Origin of the sequence: Streptomyces sp. NPDC087859, assembly GCF_044742595.1 — a bacterium.
Classification (GTDB): domain Bacteria; phylum Actinomycetota; class Actinomycetes; order Streptomycetales; family Streptomycetaceae; genus Streptomyces; species Streptomyces canus_F.
This window is the reverse complement of sequence record NZ_JBIUUU010000007.1, coordinates 412,053-428,753: the sequence shown is the minus strand read 5'-3', so window position 1 is coordinate 428,753 and position 16,701 is coordinate 412,053. Positions and strand designations below refer to the sequence as shown.

At 72.2% G+C, this 16,701-nt stretch carries 10 protein-coding genes; all 10 read left to right on the top strand.

The window, feature by feature from the left end; genetic code table 11:
- The first annotated feature begins 57 nt into the window (after positions 1-57).
- The 10 genes from ACIOHP_RS19675 (at position 58) to ACIOHP_RS19630 (ending at position 16,701) form a co-directional block, all read left to right on the top strand.
- Entirely contained in the window at positions 58-921 is an 864-nt protein-coding gene (locus tag ACIOHP_RS19675) for a hypothetical protein (protein WP_401888989.1), read from the top strand.
- A complete protein-coding gene (locus ACIOHP_RS19670) occupies positions 899-6,313 on the top strand; it encodes a caspase family protein (protein WP_401888987.1) in 5,415 nt (1,804 codons plus the stop codon). The genes ACIOHP_RS19675 and ACIOHP_RS19670 overlap by 23 nt, the downstream gene beginning before the upstream one ends.
- A 113-nt stretch (positions 6,314-6,426) precedes the next feature.
- Positions 6,427-8,664, top strand: a complete 2,238-nt coding sequence (locus ACIOHP_RS19665) for a molybdopterin oxidoreductase family protein (protein ID WP_401888984.1) — start codon at positions 6,427-6,429, stop codon at positions 8,662-8,664.
- Positions 8,665-8,802: 138 nt separating this feature from the next.
- Complete coding sequence (locus tag ACIOHP_RS19660) at positions 8,803-10,221, top strand: citrate:proton symporter (RefSeq protein WP_361548951.1); 1,419 nt, start codon at positions 8,803-8,805, stop codon at positions 10,219-10,221.
- Positions 10,222-10,300: 79 nt separating this feature from the next.
- Positions 10,301-11,533: an MFS transporter gene (locus tag ACIOHP_RS19655; RefSeq protein ID WP_401888981.1), complete on the top strand. Its 1,233-nt coding sequence runs from the start codon at positions 10,301-10,303 to the stop codon at positions 11,531-11,533.
- Positions 11,534-11,634: 101 nt separating this feature from the next.
- Complete coding sequence (locus ACIOHP_RS19650; RefSeq protein WP_401888979.1) at positions 11,635-12,267, top strand: hypothetical protein; 633 nt, start codon at positions 11,635-11,637, stop codon at positions 12,265-12,267.
- Positions 12,257-13,141, top strand: a complete 885-nt coding sequence (locus ACIOHP_RS19645) for a class F sortase (RefSeq protein WP_401888976.1) — start codon at positions 12,257-12,259, stop codon at positions 13,139-13,141. The genes ACIOHP_RS19650 and ACIOHP_RS19645 overlap by 11 nt, the downstream gene beginning before the upstream one ends.
- A 172-nt stretch (positions 13,142-13,313) precedes the next feature.
- On the top strand, positions 13,314-14,654 hold the full coding sequence (locus tag ACIOHP_RS19640; RefSeq protein WP_401888974.1) for an ABC transporter ATP-binding protein: 1,341 nt from the start codon (positions 13,314-13,316) through the stop codon (positions 14,652-14,654).
- A gap of 108 nt (positions 14,655-14,762) precedes the next feature.
- Positions 14,763-15,206: a DUF3574 domain-containing protein gene (locus tag ACIOHP_RS19635; RefSeq protein WP_401888971.1), complete on the top strand. Its 444-nt coding sequence runs from the start codon at positions 14,763-14,765 to the stop codon at positions 15,204-15,206.
- Between the two features lie 106 nt (positions 15,207-15,312).
- Entirely contained in the window at positions 15,313-16,701 is a 1,389-nt protein-coding gene (locus ACIOHP_RS19630) for an aldehyde dehydrogenase family protein (RefSeq protein WP_401888968.1), read from the top strand.

Sequence of the window (16,701 nt, the reverse complement as noted above, 5' to 3'; positions counted from 1 at the left end):
ACGCAGACAACGCCGTTGCTAAGGTGATCCGACCTGGGCCGGCGACAGGGGGACGCCATGACGCGGGTGGTCTGCATTCACGGTGTTGGCCAACAACACCTGGGGGAGCACCAGTTGGCCTCCGCCTGGCACTCCGCGCTCGCCGACGGTCTGCTGCGTGCGGACTCCTCGCTCACTCTGAAACCCGAGGATGTGCGCTGTGTCTTCTACGGCGACCTGTTCCGTCCGACCGGCCGTACCCTCGCAGTCGGCGACCCGCCCCTTGACGCCTCCGACATCGAGGACGGCTTCGAGATAGAACTGCTCCTCGCCTGGTGGGAAGAGGCGGCCCGCACGGACCCCGCCGTGCTGCCGCCGGACGCGAGAACCCTGGCGCGCACGCCACAGGTGGTCCAGCGCGCCCTGAATGCCCTCAGTCGCTCCCGGTTCTTCACAGGGGTCGCCCTGCGCACGCTCGTCCTCGACCTCAAGCAGGTCCGCGCCTACTTGTGCGACACCCACGTCCGGGACGCCGTCCAGTCCCGCGTCGCGGACGCCGTGGACGGGCGGACCCGGATGGTGGTGGCGCACTCCCTGGGCAGCGTCGTGGCCTACGAGGCCCTGTGCGCGCACCCCGAGTGGCCGGTGCGTGCCCTGCTGACAGCGGGCTCGCCCCTCGGCATCCGTAACCTGGTCTTCGACCGTCTGCGCACCGGCGAGAGCGGTGGACCGGGCCACTGGCCGGGTGGTGTCGCCGAGTGGACCAACCTCGCCGACGAGGGAGACGTCGTCGCGCTGGTGAAGGACCTGCGGCCATTGTTCGGCGAGCGTGTCCGCTGTCATCTGGTCCACAACGGGGCGCGGGCCCACGACGCCACGCGGTACCTGAACACGGCCGAGGCGGGCCGGGCGGTGACCGATGGCTGCCGCGTCCCCGGCTGAGACGCCGGTGCCCGACCCGGCACGCCGCTTTCTCATCGCCGCCGCCGTCACCGACGTGTCGGCCCACCCCGACGCCGAACGCGCCGAACTCGCCGACGACGTACGCCGGATCGAGGAACTCTTCCTCGACGAACTCGGCTACCGCCGGGGCGCCGACACCGGCCTCAACCCGACCCGCGAAGAGCTGCGCGCCGCACTGCGCGGCTTCGCCACCGCCCCCGACCGCCGCCCCGACGACCACGTCGTCGTGTACCTCGCCGCCCACGGAGTCACCGACCCCGACAACGGCAGCCACTACCTCCTCCTGCACGACAGCCGGACCGACGACCTGTATGGCACGGCCCTGCCCACGGAAGACCTGGTCGGTCAGCTCTGGCAGGGGACCGCCGTCGAGCGGTTGCTGGTGCTGATCGACGCCTGCTACGCCGAAGAGGGCGCCGACAAAGCACTGCGGGGCGCCCTGGACGCCCGCCGCTTCCGAGTGCCGGTGACCGAGCACGGAAACACCGGCCTGGTGCTGGTCTCCGCGTCCCGCCGCAAGGAGGAGGCCTACACGGGGGCGCTCTCGGCCGCCTTCGACCGGGCCGTACGCCGCCATGCCACCGTCGGGCACGCACCCGCCCACATCAGCCTCGAACAGGTCATGGCGGCCATCAGCGCCGACCCCGAGGTACCGCACGCCCAGCGCCCGGTCTGGTCCCTCGCGCACGCCACCGGTGACATCCCCGCCTTCCTGCCCAACCCTCGGTACATCCCCGACGCCGCCGGGCTGAAGCTGGAGGAGATCGACCGGATCGTGGCCGTCGCCGCCCGCGAGAAGGACGCCCGCGAACAGGACATGCGCGGCTTCTTCCTGCCCCGGGCGCGCGGTACCGACATGGCCACCGAGGGGGTCTGGGACTTCACCGGCAGACACGTCGCTCTGGGCGACATCACAACCTGGCTCGACCCGCGCCGAGCCGAGGAACGGCTGTGCGTGGTCACCGGCGACCCCGGCTCCGGCAAATCCTCGGTGCTCGGCATGGTCGCCGTGCTCACCCACCCCGAGCGCGCCGCCGCTGTGCCTCGCGACGGACTGCCGCCGCTGCTGCCCCGCCCCGGGGACGTCGACATCCGTGTGAACGCCGGCCACCTCTCCACCCGTCAGCTGCTGGACGCCCTCTCCGCCGCGGCCGGCTGCGCCGCCGACTCCCTCGGAGCGCTCTCCGCCCACCTCCAGACCAGAAGCAGACCTCTGGTCGTCCTCCTCGACTCCCTCGACGAGGCCCTCGCCCCCCACGAGACCGTCGACGAACTCCTTGCCCCGCTCACCGACCCCGAACGCCGCCTCCCGCTGCGCCTCCTGGTCGGCGCCCGCCCGCACATCGCCGACCGGCTGCCCGCCGACGCGCCGCGCGTCCACCTGGACTCCGAGCGGTACCGCGATCCCGGCGCCGTCCGCGCCTACGCCCGCAAACTCCTCGCCGCCCCCGGCTCCACTCTGCGCCGAGCCGCACCTCGTCTCCTCGACGCCATCGCCGAAGCCGTCGCCGAGGCCGCCGGACGCTCCTTCCTGGTCGCCCGCATCACCGCCCGCACCCTGGCCCGGGACCCGCACCCACCGGACCCGCGCGACCAGGAGTGGCGTGAGGCACTGCCCAGGCTGCCCGGCGAGGCCATGGAACGCGACCTCGTCCAGCGACTGGGCCCCCTCGCCGCCCGGGCTCGCGACCTCCTGCTGCCGCTGGCCTACGCCCAAGGCGCCGGTCTGCCCTGGGCGGGCGTCTGGCCGCGGCTGGCCTCGTCGCTCACCGACCGGGACTACGGGGACGAGGACGTCGTATGGCTGCGGCAGGCGGCCGGATCGTACGTCGTGGAGAGCGTGGAGGCCGGGGGGTCGGTGTACCGGGTGTATCACCGGGCGCTGATCGAGTATCTGCGGGAAGGGCGGGACGCGCAGGCGCTGCAGCGGACGATCACCCAGACGCTCCGGCAGGTGGAACATCCGTATGTGCGCAGGTACTTGGCGTTGCACGCGAGGGAGGGCGGAGTGCTCGACCCGCTGGTCCAGGACGCCGGGTTCGTGCTGAGTGCCGAACCGGGGCGACTGCTGGCTGCGCTGCCGGGGCTGCGGACGAGGGAGGGGCAGCGGGCCGGGCGGGCGGTGCGCGATCTGGAGGAGGAGCTGCTGGGTCGGGACGGGAGGGGGGCGGATCCGCAGGCGCGGGCCCTGTTGCGACTGGCGGCGGTGTGCCGTCGGGCCGATGTGCTGGCGGCCTCCTGCGACGATGGGGACGAGGGGCTGCCTTGGCGGGCACGGTGGGCGGCGTGGAATCCGGAGCAGGGACAGCGCCGGTACGACGGGGTCGGCTTCGGGCTGGGCAACGGGGTGGTGGTACCACGGGAGGACGGAGCGCGGTTCCTGGACCTCGCGCGGCGCACCGCGGTGTGGGTCGACCTGGACGACGGGGGCGAGGTGCGGGCGCACCAGGGGGCGGCCGAGTGGTACTCGTGGACGCTGACCGTCCTGCCCCAACTCAAGGAAGCCGTGGGTGCGTTGGACGCCGACCGGCACATCGGGTTGGAGAACGGCAGTGTGCGGACGCTTAACTACACGCGGGTGCTGCACATCTGGCAGGGCAACCAACGAAGCACATGGATGCTGCCGCCCGTCCCGGCCGTGGATCCCCGGGCCGAGCGAGAATTCCCGGATGTGCCGGAGCAGTTGGTGGTGCTCGCCGACTCGCACGGTGAACCATGGGCAGCCGCCCTGCGGATGCGGACCGGCCATCTGCTCCTCTACGGCCTCACCACTGTGCGACTTCATCGTCCCCTGACCCGGCGGGAGCGCGGTCCCCTGTGGAAGTACGAGCTGGAGGACTGGCAGAAGCGAGCCGATTGGCTGACAGCCGTTCCTGAGGTGGTGATGTCCCCGGCGGAGACGGGGACCCGCGTCACCACGTGCGCCGCGCCCCGCGGACTCGCCCAGGGGATACTGCTGCTGGGCCGCGACGACGGCCTCGTGGCGTACTTCTCGGTCCCGCTCCAGGAGAGTCAGGGGTCGACCGTCACCGGCCACGAGGGCGCCGTCACCCTCATCGACCAGGTCGACGGCCACCCGCTCGGCCGACTCCTGGTCACCGCGGGCGAGGACTGCACCGTACGGCTGTCGTCCCTCACCACGGGCGGACCCGTCAGAACCCTGCTGACGGATATCGCGCCCACCACCTCGCTGGCCGTACATCGCGTCGGACGGCAGTGGATCGTCGCGGCCGTGACCCAGGACGGACGCCTGCACCGCATCGACCTCGACAACGGTCGCCCGCTCGGCCTGCCCATCAGCGTGGACCGGGTCCGGGCCCGCGTGGCGGCCTTCGACCTCGGCCCCACGGCCTGTGTCTCCGTCCAGGGCAACGCGCGCGGTCTGCAGATCTACGACCTCGTGACCGGGGAGCGCGTGGGCGGCCAGGTGCTGGAGCACGCGGCTACGGCCCTGTGCCGGGCCGGCGACACGGTCTGCGTCGGCGGCTCGGACGGTGTCGTACGACTGTGGCCCACTCCCCACGCGGCGGACTCCACGCACGTCACCGCCCATGAGCGACAGGTCCTCGCGGTCGGGGAGGTCCGCGGCCCGACCGGCGGGTCCGCCCTGGTCAGCGTGGGGCAGGACTGGGTGATCCGCTGCTGGGACCTGGCGCGACCGCATGAGCTGTGGCGGCGGTGGCTGCCCGTGCCCGAACTCGGCCCGGGCGTTCAGGCGATCCTGCCGACCAGCTGCGCGGCTGTGGGCCACACTTCCGACGGCCGTGACTATGTCGCCGTCGGCGAGTACGCCGGACGCGTACGCATCCTCGTGCTGCGCGCCGGAATGCCGGTCGCGGAGCAGGAGTTCACCGTCGACGACACGCTCACCAAGCTCACCACGGGCCGGATACGAGACCGGGACGTTTTGGTCGCCGGCACCGGGACGGGCCGGATCGTTTGTTGGGACGTCGGCGCCGGGCGGATGTACGTGCACGGTCCGGACCCCGCCGAGGAGGTGTGGGCCACTGCCCTGGCCCTGGCCCCGGACGGCTCGGGGAGGCTGGCCCTGGGCGGGCTCGACGGCTCCGTGCGCGAGTGGTCCCTGCCGGCGTGCCGCCCCCTCGGCCCGGGCACCGTCGCCCACCGGGGCCACGTGCGAGCTCTCGCCTATACCGCTGAGGGGCTGGTCAGCGGCGGTGTCGACGGCCGGCTGATCACGCACGACGACGGCTGCGAGCAACGGCTGCCGCAGTCCGTCGCCACACTGCACCCGACGCAGGACGGGTTGCTGTGCGGTGACGACCGCGGTCACATCTGGTGGCTCAGGGAAGGGCTGGAGGGCCGCCGGGTCGTGGAGGCGCTCGACGCCGTACGGCCCGTGACGGCCGTCGCCGTCGTGCCCGCCGACGGACAGCCGGGAGGACTGGTGGTCGTGGCGGGCAGCGCGGACGGCTCGCTCCAGGCCCGGGAGGCGGAGCACGGCACGCTGGTGCGCCGGCTGCGGCCGGTCGGGGAACACGCGGTGACCTGGCTGGGCGCGGTGTCGGGGAGTCGGCCACGGCTTTTCGCCCGGAGCGAGGAGCGGCTGCTGCAGTACTGGGACTTCCGGCAGGACGGCATGCTCACCTCAGAAGGCCGACCGGTCTTCCTGCCCCTGAACCACGAGCGCCCCGAGGCGCGGCCGATGGTGGTTCCCGACCCGACCGGGGCGCAATCCCTGTTGTTGCTCGCGGCCGACTGGCCCAGGAACGACCGAGTTCTCGTCCTCGACGTCGATCGCGGCCCCCTGTCCCACCAGCCGTGTTCCGTCGGCGGGGAGAAGCGGACCTATTACGACGAGAACCCGCGAGCGGTGCACTGCGGGGGCAGGCTGATCGTCCTGTGGGCGCTCGATGCGGAGGTGCTCGGCGTGCTCGACACGACGACCCGTCGGTGGGCGCAACTGCGGGTGCCCAGCAGTTGGATCATCGGAGCTTTCGCTCTGCCCGGCCCCGAAGGCGAGGACCTGCTGCTGGTGAGTGACGTCGACGCGGTGACCCTGCCGTGGAACCGCCTTCGGGACCTTTTCGCGGCCCGTGGCGAGCGGCCGCGCCGTTTTCGAGAGGTCCGGTTCCGTGGCCACAGCCACTGGTACGGAGTCTCCGACTCCCCGGGCTTGCGAACCGAACACCCTCCGGCGTTCTACCCGGACTTCTGCGTTCTTCTCCCCGACCGACAGCGCTACGTCCTTGGTGACCGTGCCGACCTTGTCGTCGCCCACGCCCGCAGCGGCGCGATCCAGCGCCGTATCACCCTGCCCTCCCCTTGCACGGCCCTCGACACCGGCCCTCGGGGCGAGCTGATCGTCGGCACCGGCAACGGCCCGATCCTGTTCGACAGACTCGACTGACCCCCGCCCCACGCCCCCTCGCGGTTTTCCGACCGCACCCCCGCAAGGTCTCCCCTCCATGCCTACCGGTCGGTATCCTCGCCGGAACAGGCACCGTCGCCCCAGGAGGACCCGTGTCCCGCACCGCCCTGCGTATCTGCCCCCTGTGCGAGGCCACCTGCGGCCTGACGCTCACCATCGAGGGGACCCGGGTCACCGGCGCCCGCGGTGACCGGGACGATGTCTTCAGCAAGGGGTTCATCTGCCCCAAGGGCGCGTCCTTCGGCGCCGTCGACGGTGACCCCGACCGGCTGCGCACCCCGCTCGTACGCGAGGACGGTGAGCTGCGCGAGGCCACCTGGGAAGAGGCGTTCGACGCGGTGGCCGCGGGGCTGCGGCCGGTCGTCGAGCGGTACGGGCCGAACGCCGTGGGCGCCGTCCTCGGCAACCCCAACGTCCACACCATGGCCGGCGCCCTCTACCCGCCGGTCCTGCTCGCCGGCCTCGGCACCCGCAGCGTCTTCACCGCCTCGACGGTCGACCAGATGCCCAAGCACGTCTCCAGCGGGCTGCTCTTCGGAGACGCCAACGCGATCCCCGTGCCGGACCTGGACCACACCGACCATCTGCTGCTGATCGGCGCCAACCCCCTGGAGTCCAACGGCAGTCTGTGCACCGCCCCCGACTTTCCCGGCAAGCTCAAGGCGCTCAAGGCCCGCGGCGGCACCCTCACCGTCATCGACCCCCGCCGCACCCGCACCGCCAAGCTCGCCGACCGCCACCTCGCGATCCGCCCCGGTACGGACGCGCTGCTGCTGGCGGCGATGGCGTACGTGCTGTTCGAGGAAGACCTGGTGGACACCGGGGAGCTGGCCCCGCACCTCCTGGGGCTCGACGAACTCCCGCGAGAACTGCGCGACTTCACCCCCGAGGCCGTCGCCGGAGCCTGTGACATCGACGCCGGCACCATCCGCACCCTGGCCCGCGAACTCGCCGCCGCCCCCACCGCCGCCGTCTACGCCCGCATCGGCAGCTGCACGGTCCCGCACGGCACCCTCGCCAGCTGGCTGGTCGACGTACTGAACATCCTCACCGGCAACCTCGACCGCCCCGGCGGCGCGCTCTTTCCGCAGGCCGCCACCGACCGGACGCCCCGGCCCGCCGGACCGAGCCACGGCTTCGCGCTCGGCCGCTGGCACTCCCGGGTGAGCCGGCACCCCGAGGCGAAGGGCGAGCTGCCGATCTCCGCGCTCGCCGAGGAGATCGACACCGCGACCGAGGAGGGCGAGCCGATCCGGGCGCTCATCGCCGTCGCCTCCAACCCCGTGCTGTCCGTGCCCGACGGCGACCGGCTCGACAAGGCGCTCGACTCGCTCGACTTCATGGTCAGCGTCGACCCCTATCTCAACGAGACCTCGCGCCACGCCGACGTCGTCCTGCCGCCGCCCCCGCCCTCCCAGAGCCCGCACCACGACTTCGCCTTCAACACCCTCGCCGTCCGCAACCAGGTCCGCTACAACCGCCCCGCGGTCCCCCTGGAGCCCGGCCGGATGGCCGAGACCGAGATCCTGGCCCGGCTGGTCCTCGCCGCGACCGGTATGCACGGCGCCGACCCGTCGGCCGTCGACGACCTGGTCATCGGGCAGACCCTCGGCAAGGCGGTCAAGGAGCCGTGGTCCCCGGTGCACGGCCGCGACCCGAAGGAGCTCGCCGCGCAGCTCACCGGAGTCAGCGGCCCCGAGCGGCGGCTCGACATGATGCTGCGCCTCGGTCCGTACGGCGACGGGTTCGGCGTGCGACCGGACGGGCTGAGCCTGGAGCGGCTGCTGGCGCATCCGCACGGCATCGACCTCGGACCGCTCGCGTCGCGGCTGCCGCAGCCGCTGAAGACGCGCAGCGGCAAGGTCGAGCTGCTGGCACAGCCGATCGTCGACGATCTGCCGCGGCTGCGGCAGGCCCTGGCCGAGCGCCCCGAGGGGCTCGTCCTCGTCGGGCGCCGTCATCTGCGCTCCAACAACAGCTGGATGCACAACGTCCCCGCCCTCACCGGTGGTACCAACCGCTGCACCCTGCACATCCACCCCGAGGACGCCGAGCGGCTCGGGGTGGCGGACGGGGCGGCCGTCCGCGTGAAGGGGGCCGGGGGAGAGGTGACCGCCCCGGCCGAGGTCACCGACGGCGTGCGCCCGGGCGTGGTGAGCCTGCCGCACGGCTGGGGTCACGACCGGCCCGGCACCCGGCTCAACCACGCCCTGAAGGAGCCCGGTGTCAACGTCAACCAGCTCCTCGACGGCAGCCTGCTCGACCCCCTGTCGGGCAACGCGGTCCTCAACGGCTTCCCCGTAAATCTGGCCACCGTCGCGACCCTGTGAGCAGCGCAAAGCTGTGACCAGCAGTTTTGCGCTTATTGCTCGCATGTCAACGTCTTGTTAACGCCGCTTGACGAGTCCTAACGTCAACGCACTGCCGACTCCGGTGGGAGTTCAAGGGCGAACGTTAGGTATCCACTCATGCTGACCATCCTCGGCTTCGCCATGATCGCGACCTTCCTGGTCCTGATCATGATGAAGAAGATGTCGCCGATCGCGGCGCTCGTGCTGATCCCGGCACTGTTCTGTGTCTTCGTAGGGAAGGGCGCCCACCTCGGTGACTACGTCATCGACGGCGTCACCAGCCTCGCCCCCACCGCGGCGATGCTCATGTTCGCGATCGTCTACTTCGGTGTGATGATCGATGTCGGTCTCTTCGACCCGATCGTCCGGGGGATCCTGAAGTTCGCCAAGGCCGACCCGATGCGGATCGTGGTCGGTACGGCGATCCTCGCCGCGATCGTCTCGCTCGACGGCGACGGCTCGACCACCTTCATGATCACGGTCTCGGCGATGTACCCGCTGTACAAGCGCCTGAAGATGAGCCTGGTCGTGATGACCGGTGTGGCCGCCATGGCCAACGGCGTCATGAACACCCTGCCGTGGGGCGGCCCGACCGCCCGCGCCGCCACCGCGCTCAAGCTCGACGCCAGCGACATCTTCGTCCCGATGATCCCGGCCCTGCTCGTCGGCCTGCTGGGCGTCTTCGTCCTCTCGTACTTCCTGGGTCTGCGGGAGCGCAAGCGCCTGGGCGTGCTGACGCTGGGCGAGATCCTGGTGGAGGAGAAGGTCGAGGAGAAGGAGTCCGAGACGGTTCTCGTGGGCGCAGGTTCCGGCTCCGGCGCGTCCGGCACCGAGAAGGTCACCGGCGGTTCCGGCTCCGGCACCGACGCCGAGGATGACGACGACGAGGAGCGCTTCACGGTCCTCGACCCGAACCGCGCCACCCTGCGTCCCAAGCTGTACTGGTTCAACGCGCTGGTCACCGTCACCCTGCTCACCTCCATGATCATGGAGTGGCTGCCGATCCCGGTGCTGTTCATCCTCGGCGCCGCGCTCGTGCTCACCGTGAACTTCCCGCACATCCCCGACCAGAAGGCCCGGCTCGCCGCCCACGCCGACAACGTCCTGAACGTCTCCGGCATGGTCTTCGCCGCCGCCGTCTTCACGGGCGTCCTCCAGGGCACCGGCATGGTCGACCACATGGCCCGCTGGATGGTCGACGTCATCCCCGAGGGCATGGGCCCGCACATGGCCCTCGTCACCGGTCTGCTGAGCCTCCCGCTCACCTACTTCATGTCGAACGACGGCTTCTACTTCGGTGTCCTCCCGGTCCTCGCCGAGGCCGGCGCCGCGCACGGGGTCTCGCCGCTGGAGATGGCCCGCGCCTCCCTCGTCGGCCAGCCGCTGCACATGTCGAGCCCGCTCGTCCCGGCCGTCTACGTCCTCGTCGGCATGGCGAAGGTCGAGTTCGGCGACCACACCAGGTTCGTGGTGAAGTGGGCGGCGCTGACCTGCCTCCTCATCCTGGCGGCGGGGATCGTGTTCGGCATCATCTGACCTGGTCCACGGGGGACTTGAACCCGAGGACGTGCAACTGGGGCCCCGAAGCAGGGGACTCGAACCGGAGGACTTGAACATGGCGCCCGGTGGGAACCGCGGCTGGCTGCTCCGCCTCGTCATCGCCTTCAGCTTCGCGCAGGGGGCGGTGTCGATGGCCCGGCCCGCCGTCTCCTACCGGGCGCTGGCGTTGGGCGCGGACGAGCGGGCGATCGGCGTGATCGCGGGGGTCTACGCCCTGCTCCCGCTGTTCGCGGCCGTCCCCCTGGGGCGCCGTACCGACCACGGCCGGTGCGCGCCCCTGCTGCCGGTCGGCGTGGTCCTGATATCCGGCGGCTGTGCGCTGAGCGGCATGGCGAACTCCCTCTGGGTGATGGCCGTCTGGAGCGGCGTGATGGGCCTCGGCCACCTCTGCTTCGTGATCGGCGCCCAGTCCCTCGTCGCCCGCCAGTCCGCCCCGCACGAACAGGACCGCAACTTCGGCCACTTCACCATCGGCGCCTCCCTCGGCCAACTGGTCGGACCCGTCGCGGCGGGCGCGCTGATCGGCGGCCCGGACATGGCGGGCACGAGCGCCCTCGCGCTGATCGTGGCGGGGGCCGGGGGCGCGGTCGCACTCACCTCGCTGTGGCGCATAGAGCAGCGCGACACGGCGGCCAAGTCCCGTGCGGGACACGGTGATCGCGTCCCCGTCCAGCGCATCCTCCGGGCCCGGGGCGTGCCCGCCGGCATCTTCGTCAGCCTCGCCGTGCTCTCCGCGACCGACATCCTCACCGCCTACCTCCCGGTGGTCGGCGAACACCGCGGCATCGCGCCCTCCGTCATCGGTCTGCTGCTCAGCCTCCGCGCGGCGGCCACGATCGCCTGCCGGCTGGTGCTGACCCCGCTGCTGCGCCTGCTGGGCCGCTCGCTCCTGCTCACCGTCACGTGCCTGCTGGCGGCCCTGCTGTGCGCGGGCATCGCCCTGCCGGTGCCGGTGTGGGCGCTCGCCGTGATGCTCGCCGCACTCGGCTTCTGCCTCGGTGTCGGACAGCCGCTGTCCATGACGACGGTCGTCCAGGCGGCCCCCGACGGCGCCCGCTCCACGGCCCTCGCGCTACGGCTGACCGGCAACCGCCTGGGCCAGGTCGCCGCCCCCGCCACGGCGGGCCTGGTCGCGGGCGTGGCAGGCGTGGCGGCACCGTTCGTGATGCTGGGCGTGCTGTTGCTGCTCTCCTCGGGTGTCGCGCTGCGCTCACCGGCGAGGCCGGCCGCGGAGCCTGTCGCGCCCCGTCGGCCGGGGGTCGCCTTGGGCCGGACGAGCGATGACTGACGGGTCGTAAGGCGAGGCTCCGCCTTTTGATGAACGGGATGTGAAAGAGAGTCAGGTGAAGCGTGATTTGTACGACAATCACCTGACTCGGAGGACTTCGTATGCCCACCACGTCTCTCGCCCGCCGAGCCGGAGCGCGCACCGCCACGCTCGCGGCACTCACCGTCGCGCTCGGCCCGCTGTCCGGGATGGCCACGGCGGGTGCCGTGCCACTGGCGCCCGGAGACAACGGCACCGTCAAGATCCACACGGCGCCTTTCGGAAACGTAGCGCGCACGCCGTACGGCGACCCGCGCGACGAGCCGAAGGTCTGCAAGTTCTACATCGACGCCGCCAACTTCGACCAGGGCCAGGAGATCACCTGGAACATCGTGACCCAGCCGCCCGTCGCCAACGGTGCCACCCTCTCTGGTGAGATCGCGCTCCCGACCGGCGCCGGGCACACGCTGGACTACACGCTGCCCGACGGGCAGTACAAGCTCACCTGGAACATCACCGGTGGGTCGGGCGCGGGCAAGCACAAGGTGTTCAAGGTCGACTGCGTCACCCCGCCCGGCGGCCCCGGTGGTCCCGGCGGCGGCCCGGGCGGTCCGAACGGCGGCCCGCCCGCCGGTGGCGGCGGCATCGCGCGCGACCAGGCGTTCGCCCCGGTCGCCGGCGCCGCGGCCGTAGGTGTGGCCGCGGCCGGCGGGGTGGTGTGGTTCCGGCTCCGCCGTCGCCCGCATGGCGCGTAGTCGTCGACGCAGGCCCTGGCACCGGACGCGCGCCTACCGCCTGGCGAGAACGGTCGTGATGACCGTCTCGCTGGTGGCGGGCGGCGTCTGGTGGACCCAGGGCGAGGAGTCGGGCGGGGCGGTCGAGGCCGCCCGGCCCGGCCCCCCGGCGGCAGCGCCCGCCACCGTCCGGACCGACGCCCGGGGAGCCGCGCAACAGGCTCCGCGCGGCACCGGGGTGTCGGCCCCGCGAAGTCCGGACGTACCGCCGCCAGGCCAGGAGCGGGCCTCGCGGCGCCCGGACGCACCGCCGCGCACCGGGGAGCCGGCCCCGCCCCGCCCCGCCGCGCCGCGGCGGCCCCCGCCGAAGGCCGCCCCGCCCTCGCCACCCGCACCGCGGCCCCCGTCTCTGCCGCGCTCCCGCGCGACCCGTCTCGCCATCGACTTCCTCGATGTCGACGCCCCGGTCATGAGCCTGCGGCTCGACCGCCAACGGCGGCTGCCCGCACCTCCCGACGACGACGCGAACCGGGTGGGCTGGTACGAGGCCGGCCCGTCCCCCGGGCAGCAGGGCACCGCCGTCGCCGTCGGCCACCTGGACACCGACACCGGACCGGCCGTCTTCGCCGGCCTCGGCGAACTGCGGCGCGGCCGCCTGGTCGAGGTGACGCGCGCCGACGGACGGGTCGCCGTGTACGCCGTCGACGCCATCAAGTCCTACGAGAAGGACCGGTTCCCCAACCGCGAGGTGTACGGCAACCGGGGCCGCCCCGAACTGAGGCTGATCACCTGCGGCGGCAACTACGACCGCAGGACCGGATATTCGGGCAACGTGGTCGTCTTCGCCCACCTCGTCGAGACCCGCGAACCGCCCGCGTCCGCCGCCCGGCGCTGAATGCGAGCGTCCGTTTTCTCACTTGCTGGACGGCGCCGTCCGATCCTGCCCGTTCTCTTCCCCCCGGTGCGCACAATCCGTTAACTTCCGTGACCCACGAGCCCCGTTCGACTCGGGCGGGGCGTCCGACCATCGAGCATCAGCGCTCAGCCGGCCCTCGGGGACACCTGCCATGACACGCGCCATCTCGTTGCACGACGTGAGCAAGAGCTACACCCGGGGCGCCCGGGTGGTGGACCGGATGTCGCTGGACATCGAGCCCGGCGAATTCCTGGTCCTGCTCGGGCCCTCCGGCTGCGGCAAGTCCACCGTGCTGAGGATGATCGCGGGCCTCGAGGAGATCGACGAGGGCCGCCTGCTGCTCGACGGCGAGTACGCCAACGACCTGCCGCCGTCCGGCCGGAACATGGCGATGGTCTTCCAGAACTTCGCCCTGTACCCGAGCATGACCAGCCGCGACAACATCGGCTTCCCGCTGCGCTTCGAGGCCCCCGGCGCCGACCCCCGCCCCCGGGTCGACGCCACCGCCCGCATGCTGGGCATCGAGGAACTCCTGGACCGCTTCCCCGCCCAGCTCTCCGGCGGCGAACGCCAGCGCGTCGCCATGGGCCGGGCCATCGCCCGCCACCCCTCCGCGTTCCTGATGGACGAGCCGCTGTCCAACCTCGACGCGAAACTCCGCAACCATCTGCGCGCCGAGATATCCGCGCTCACCCGCGAGCTGGGCGTCACCACGATCTACGTCACCCACGACCAGTCCGAGGCCATGTCCCTCGGCGACCGGGTCGCTGTCATGCGCGGCGGCGTCCTGCAACAGGTCGGCACCCCGCGCTCGGTGTACGCGCTGCCCCGCAACGTCTTCGTCGCCGCCTTCATCGGCACCCCGCGCATCAACCTCCTGCGCGGGCTGGTGCGTGCCCCGCTCGGCGGCGCGATGACCATCAGCCTCGGCAAGCAGTTTCTGCGGCTGCCCGAACCGCTCTCCCTGGACCACCAGTTGCTCCGGGTCCAGCAGGGCCGGGAGGTCATCGTGGGGCTGCGCTCGGAGGCGGTCCGGATCGCCAAGCCGTCCGCCGCGCGACCCGGCGAGATGGCGCTCACCGGTCTCGTGGAGCACGTGGAGTTCCAGGGGCACGAGGTCCTCGTGCACTTCAACACCGGCTCCAGCCCCGCCGTCGTGCCGGACCTGGAAGCCCCGCGCCCCACCGCCCGCCCCACCCGGCGCCGCCGCCGCGAGAACGGTTCCCGCGTCCTCGACCGGCTCAGGGAACGCGCGGGCGCCCTGCGAGCGGGGCCGGTGGTCGTCCTCGACGAGCCGAGGGACAGCGCCCCCGTGGCACCCCCGGACGGCCGCCTCCCCGGCGACCTGATCGTCCGCACCACCCCCGACATCGACTTCCGCCACGGCATGCAGGTCCCCCTCCTCGTCGACCTCGCCCACCTCTTCGTCTTCGACCAGCACGGCGAACGCGTCTGCCCGGCCCCGGCGCGGCTGCCGGACCTGGAGGAGTGAGCGGAGAGAGCGCGGTGCCGTCGGCCGTTCCGCCGGACAGGCCTCGCGTCCGCCCCGCCCGGCGCGGCTCCCCGGTCCCGGGAAGCGAGGCCCGCCAGGCATGGGCGCATGAACGGGCGCTTCACCCGGACCCGGGCCGTCCTCACCGCCGTCGGTCTGCTGCTCGCCGTCGGTGCTCCCACCGCGTACGCCACCCTCGACGACGGGACACCGCGGCGCGGGGAGCCGTACATCGAGACCTCGCTCCTCTTCGACACCGAGCGGCCCGACGGCGGCCCGGCGGTCACCGACAAGCAGTTCATGGGCTTCGTCGACAAGGAGGTCACGCCCGACTTCCCGGACGGACTCACGGTGCAGACCGGTCGCGGGCAGTGGCGGGACGCCGACGGGACGATCGAGAAGGAGCGGTCCTACGAGCTGAACCTGCTCCATCCGGTCGCGCGGGCGGGGGCGAGCGACCGGAGGATCGAGGAGATCCGGCGGGCGTACGAGCAGGCTTTCGGCCAGGAGTCCGTGGGGAGGGTGGACGACAGGGCCCGGGTCGACTTCTGATGGCATGCGTCACGTACCGGGGCGTCTGGCGCGCGAAAACTATCGTCGCTAGTTTATGAGGCGGACTGAGCCGGACGACGACACGGCCCCGCCGGGAGGAAGCACCATGAAGGCACACGACGGCATGTACATCGACGGCGAGTGGCGGCCCGCCGCCGGCCGGGACGCGATCGAGGTCGTGAACCCGGTCGACGAGCAGGTGATCGGCCGGGTCCCGGCCGGCACCGCCGAGGACGTCGACACCGCCGTACGGGCCGCCCGTGCCGCCCTCCCGGCCTGGGCCGCGACGGCACCGGCCGAGCGGGCCGCCCGCCTGGCCGCCCTCCGGGACGTCCTGGTCGCCCGCAAGGACGAGATCGCCGAGACGGTCACCGCCGAACTGGGCTCGCCCCTGAAGTTCTCCGAGAACGTCCACGCCGCCGTCCCCCTCGCGGTCGCGGGCTCCTACGCCGAGCTGGCGGCGACCTACGCGTTCGAGGAGCAGGTCGGCAACTCGATCGTCCGCCAGGAGCCGATCGGTGTGGTGGGTGCGATCACGCCCTGGAACTACCCGCTGCACCAGATCGTCGCCAAGGTCGCCCCCGCTCTGGCGGCAGGCTGCACGGTCGTCCTGAAACCCGCCGAGGACACCCCGCTCGTCGCCCAGCTCTTCGCCGAGGCGGTTCACGAGGCCGGCGTGCCGGCGGGCGTCTTCAACCTCGTCACGGGCTTCGGCCCGGTCGCGGGACAGGCCCTCGCCGAGCACCCGGACGTCGACCTGGTCTCCTTCACCGGCTCCACGGCCGTCGGCAGGCAGATCGGCGCGACGGCCGGTGCCGCGATCAAGAAGGTCGCCCTGGAACTCGGGGGCAAGTCCGCCAACGTGATCCTGCCGAGCGCCGACCTCGCCAAGGCGGTCAACGTCGGCGTCGCCAACGTGATGTCCAACTCCGGCCAGACGTGCAGTGCCTGGACGCGGATGCTCGTCCACCGGGAGCAGTACGAGGAGGCGGTCGCACTCGCCGCCACCGCCGCCGCCAAGTACGGCGACCGCATCGGCCCGGTCGTCAACGCCAAGCAGCAGGCCCGCGTGCGGGGTTACATCGAGAAGGGTGTCGCGGAGGGCGCGCGACTCGTCGCCGGCGGCCCCGAATCCCCGCGTGAGCAGGGCTGCTTCGTGGCGCCCACGGTCTTCGCCGACGTCACGCCCGACATGACGATCGCGCAGGAGGAGATCTTCGGCCCGGTCCTGTCGATCCTGCGCTACGAGGACGAGGAGGACGCCCTGCGCATCGCCAACGGCACGGTGTACGGCCTCGCGGGCGCCGTCTGGGCCGGTGAGGAGGCGGAGGCGGTGGCCTTCGCGCGCCGGATGGACACCGGCCAGGTCGACATCAACGGGGGCCGCTTCAACCCCCTCGCCCCGTTCGGCGGTTACAAGCAGTCCGGCGTCGGCCGCGAGCTCGGCTCGCACGGTCTCGCCGAGTATCTCCAGACCAAGTCCCTCCAGTTCTAG

Bases quoted from the DNA above. Each gene is read 5' to 3' on its own strand.
- ACIOHP_RS19635 (WP_401888971.1), top strand. From the start codon at position 14,763: ATGAACGGGCGCTTCACCCGGACCCGGGCCGTCCTCACCGCCGTCGGT.
- ACIOHP_RS19655 (WP_401888981.1), top strand. From the start codon at position 10,301: ATGGCGCCCGGTGGGAACCGCGGCTGGCTGCTCCGCCTCGTCATCGCC.
- ACIOHP_RS19670 (WP_401888987.1), top strand. From the start codon at position 899: ATGGCTGCCGCGTCCCCGGCTGAGACGCCGGTGCCCGACCCGGCACGC.
- ACIOHP_RS19675 (WP_401888989.1), top strand. From the start codon at position 58: ATGACGCGGGTGGTCTGCATTCACGGTGTTGGCCAACAACACCTGGGG.
- ACIOHP_RS19660 (WP_361548951.1), top strand. From the start codon at position 8,803: ATGCTGACCATCCTCGGCTTCGCCATGATCGCGACCTTCCTGGTCCTG.
- ACIOHP_RS19640 (WP_401888974.1), top strand. From the start codon at position 13,314: ATGACACGCGCCATCTCGTTGCACGACGTGAGCAAGAGCTACACCCGG.
- ACIOHP_RS19650 (WP_401888979.1), top strand. From the start codon at position 11,635: ATGCCCACCACGTCTCTCGCCCGCCGAGCCGGAGCGCGCACCGCCACG.
- ACIOHP_RS19630 (WP_401888968.1), top strand. From the start codon at position 15,313: ATGAAGGCACACGACGGCATGTACATCGACGGCGAGTGGCGGCCCGCC.
- ACIOHP_RS19645 (WP_401888976.1), top strand. From the start codon at position 12,257: ATGGCGCGTAGTCGTCGACGCAGGCCCTGGCACCGGACGCGCGCCTAC.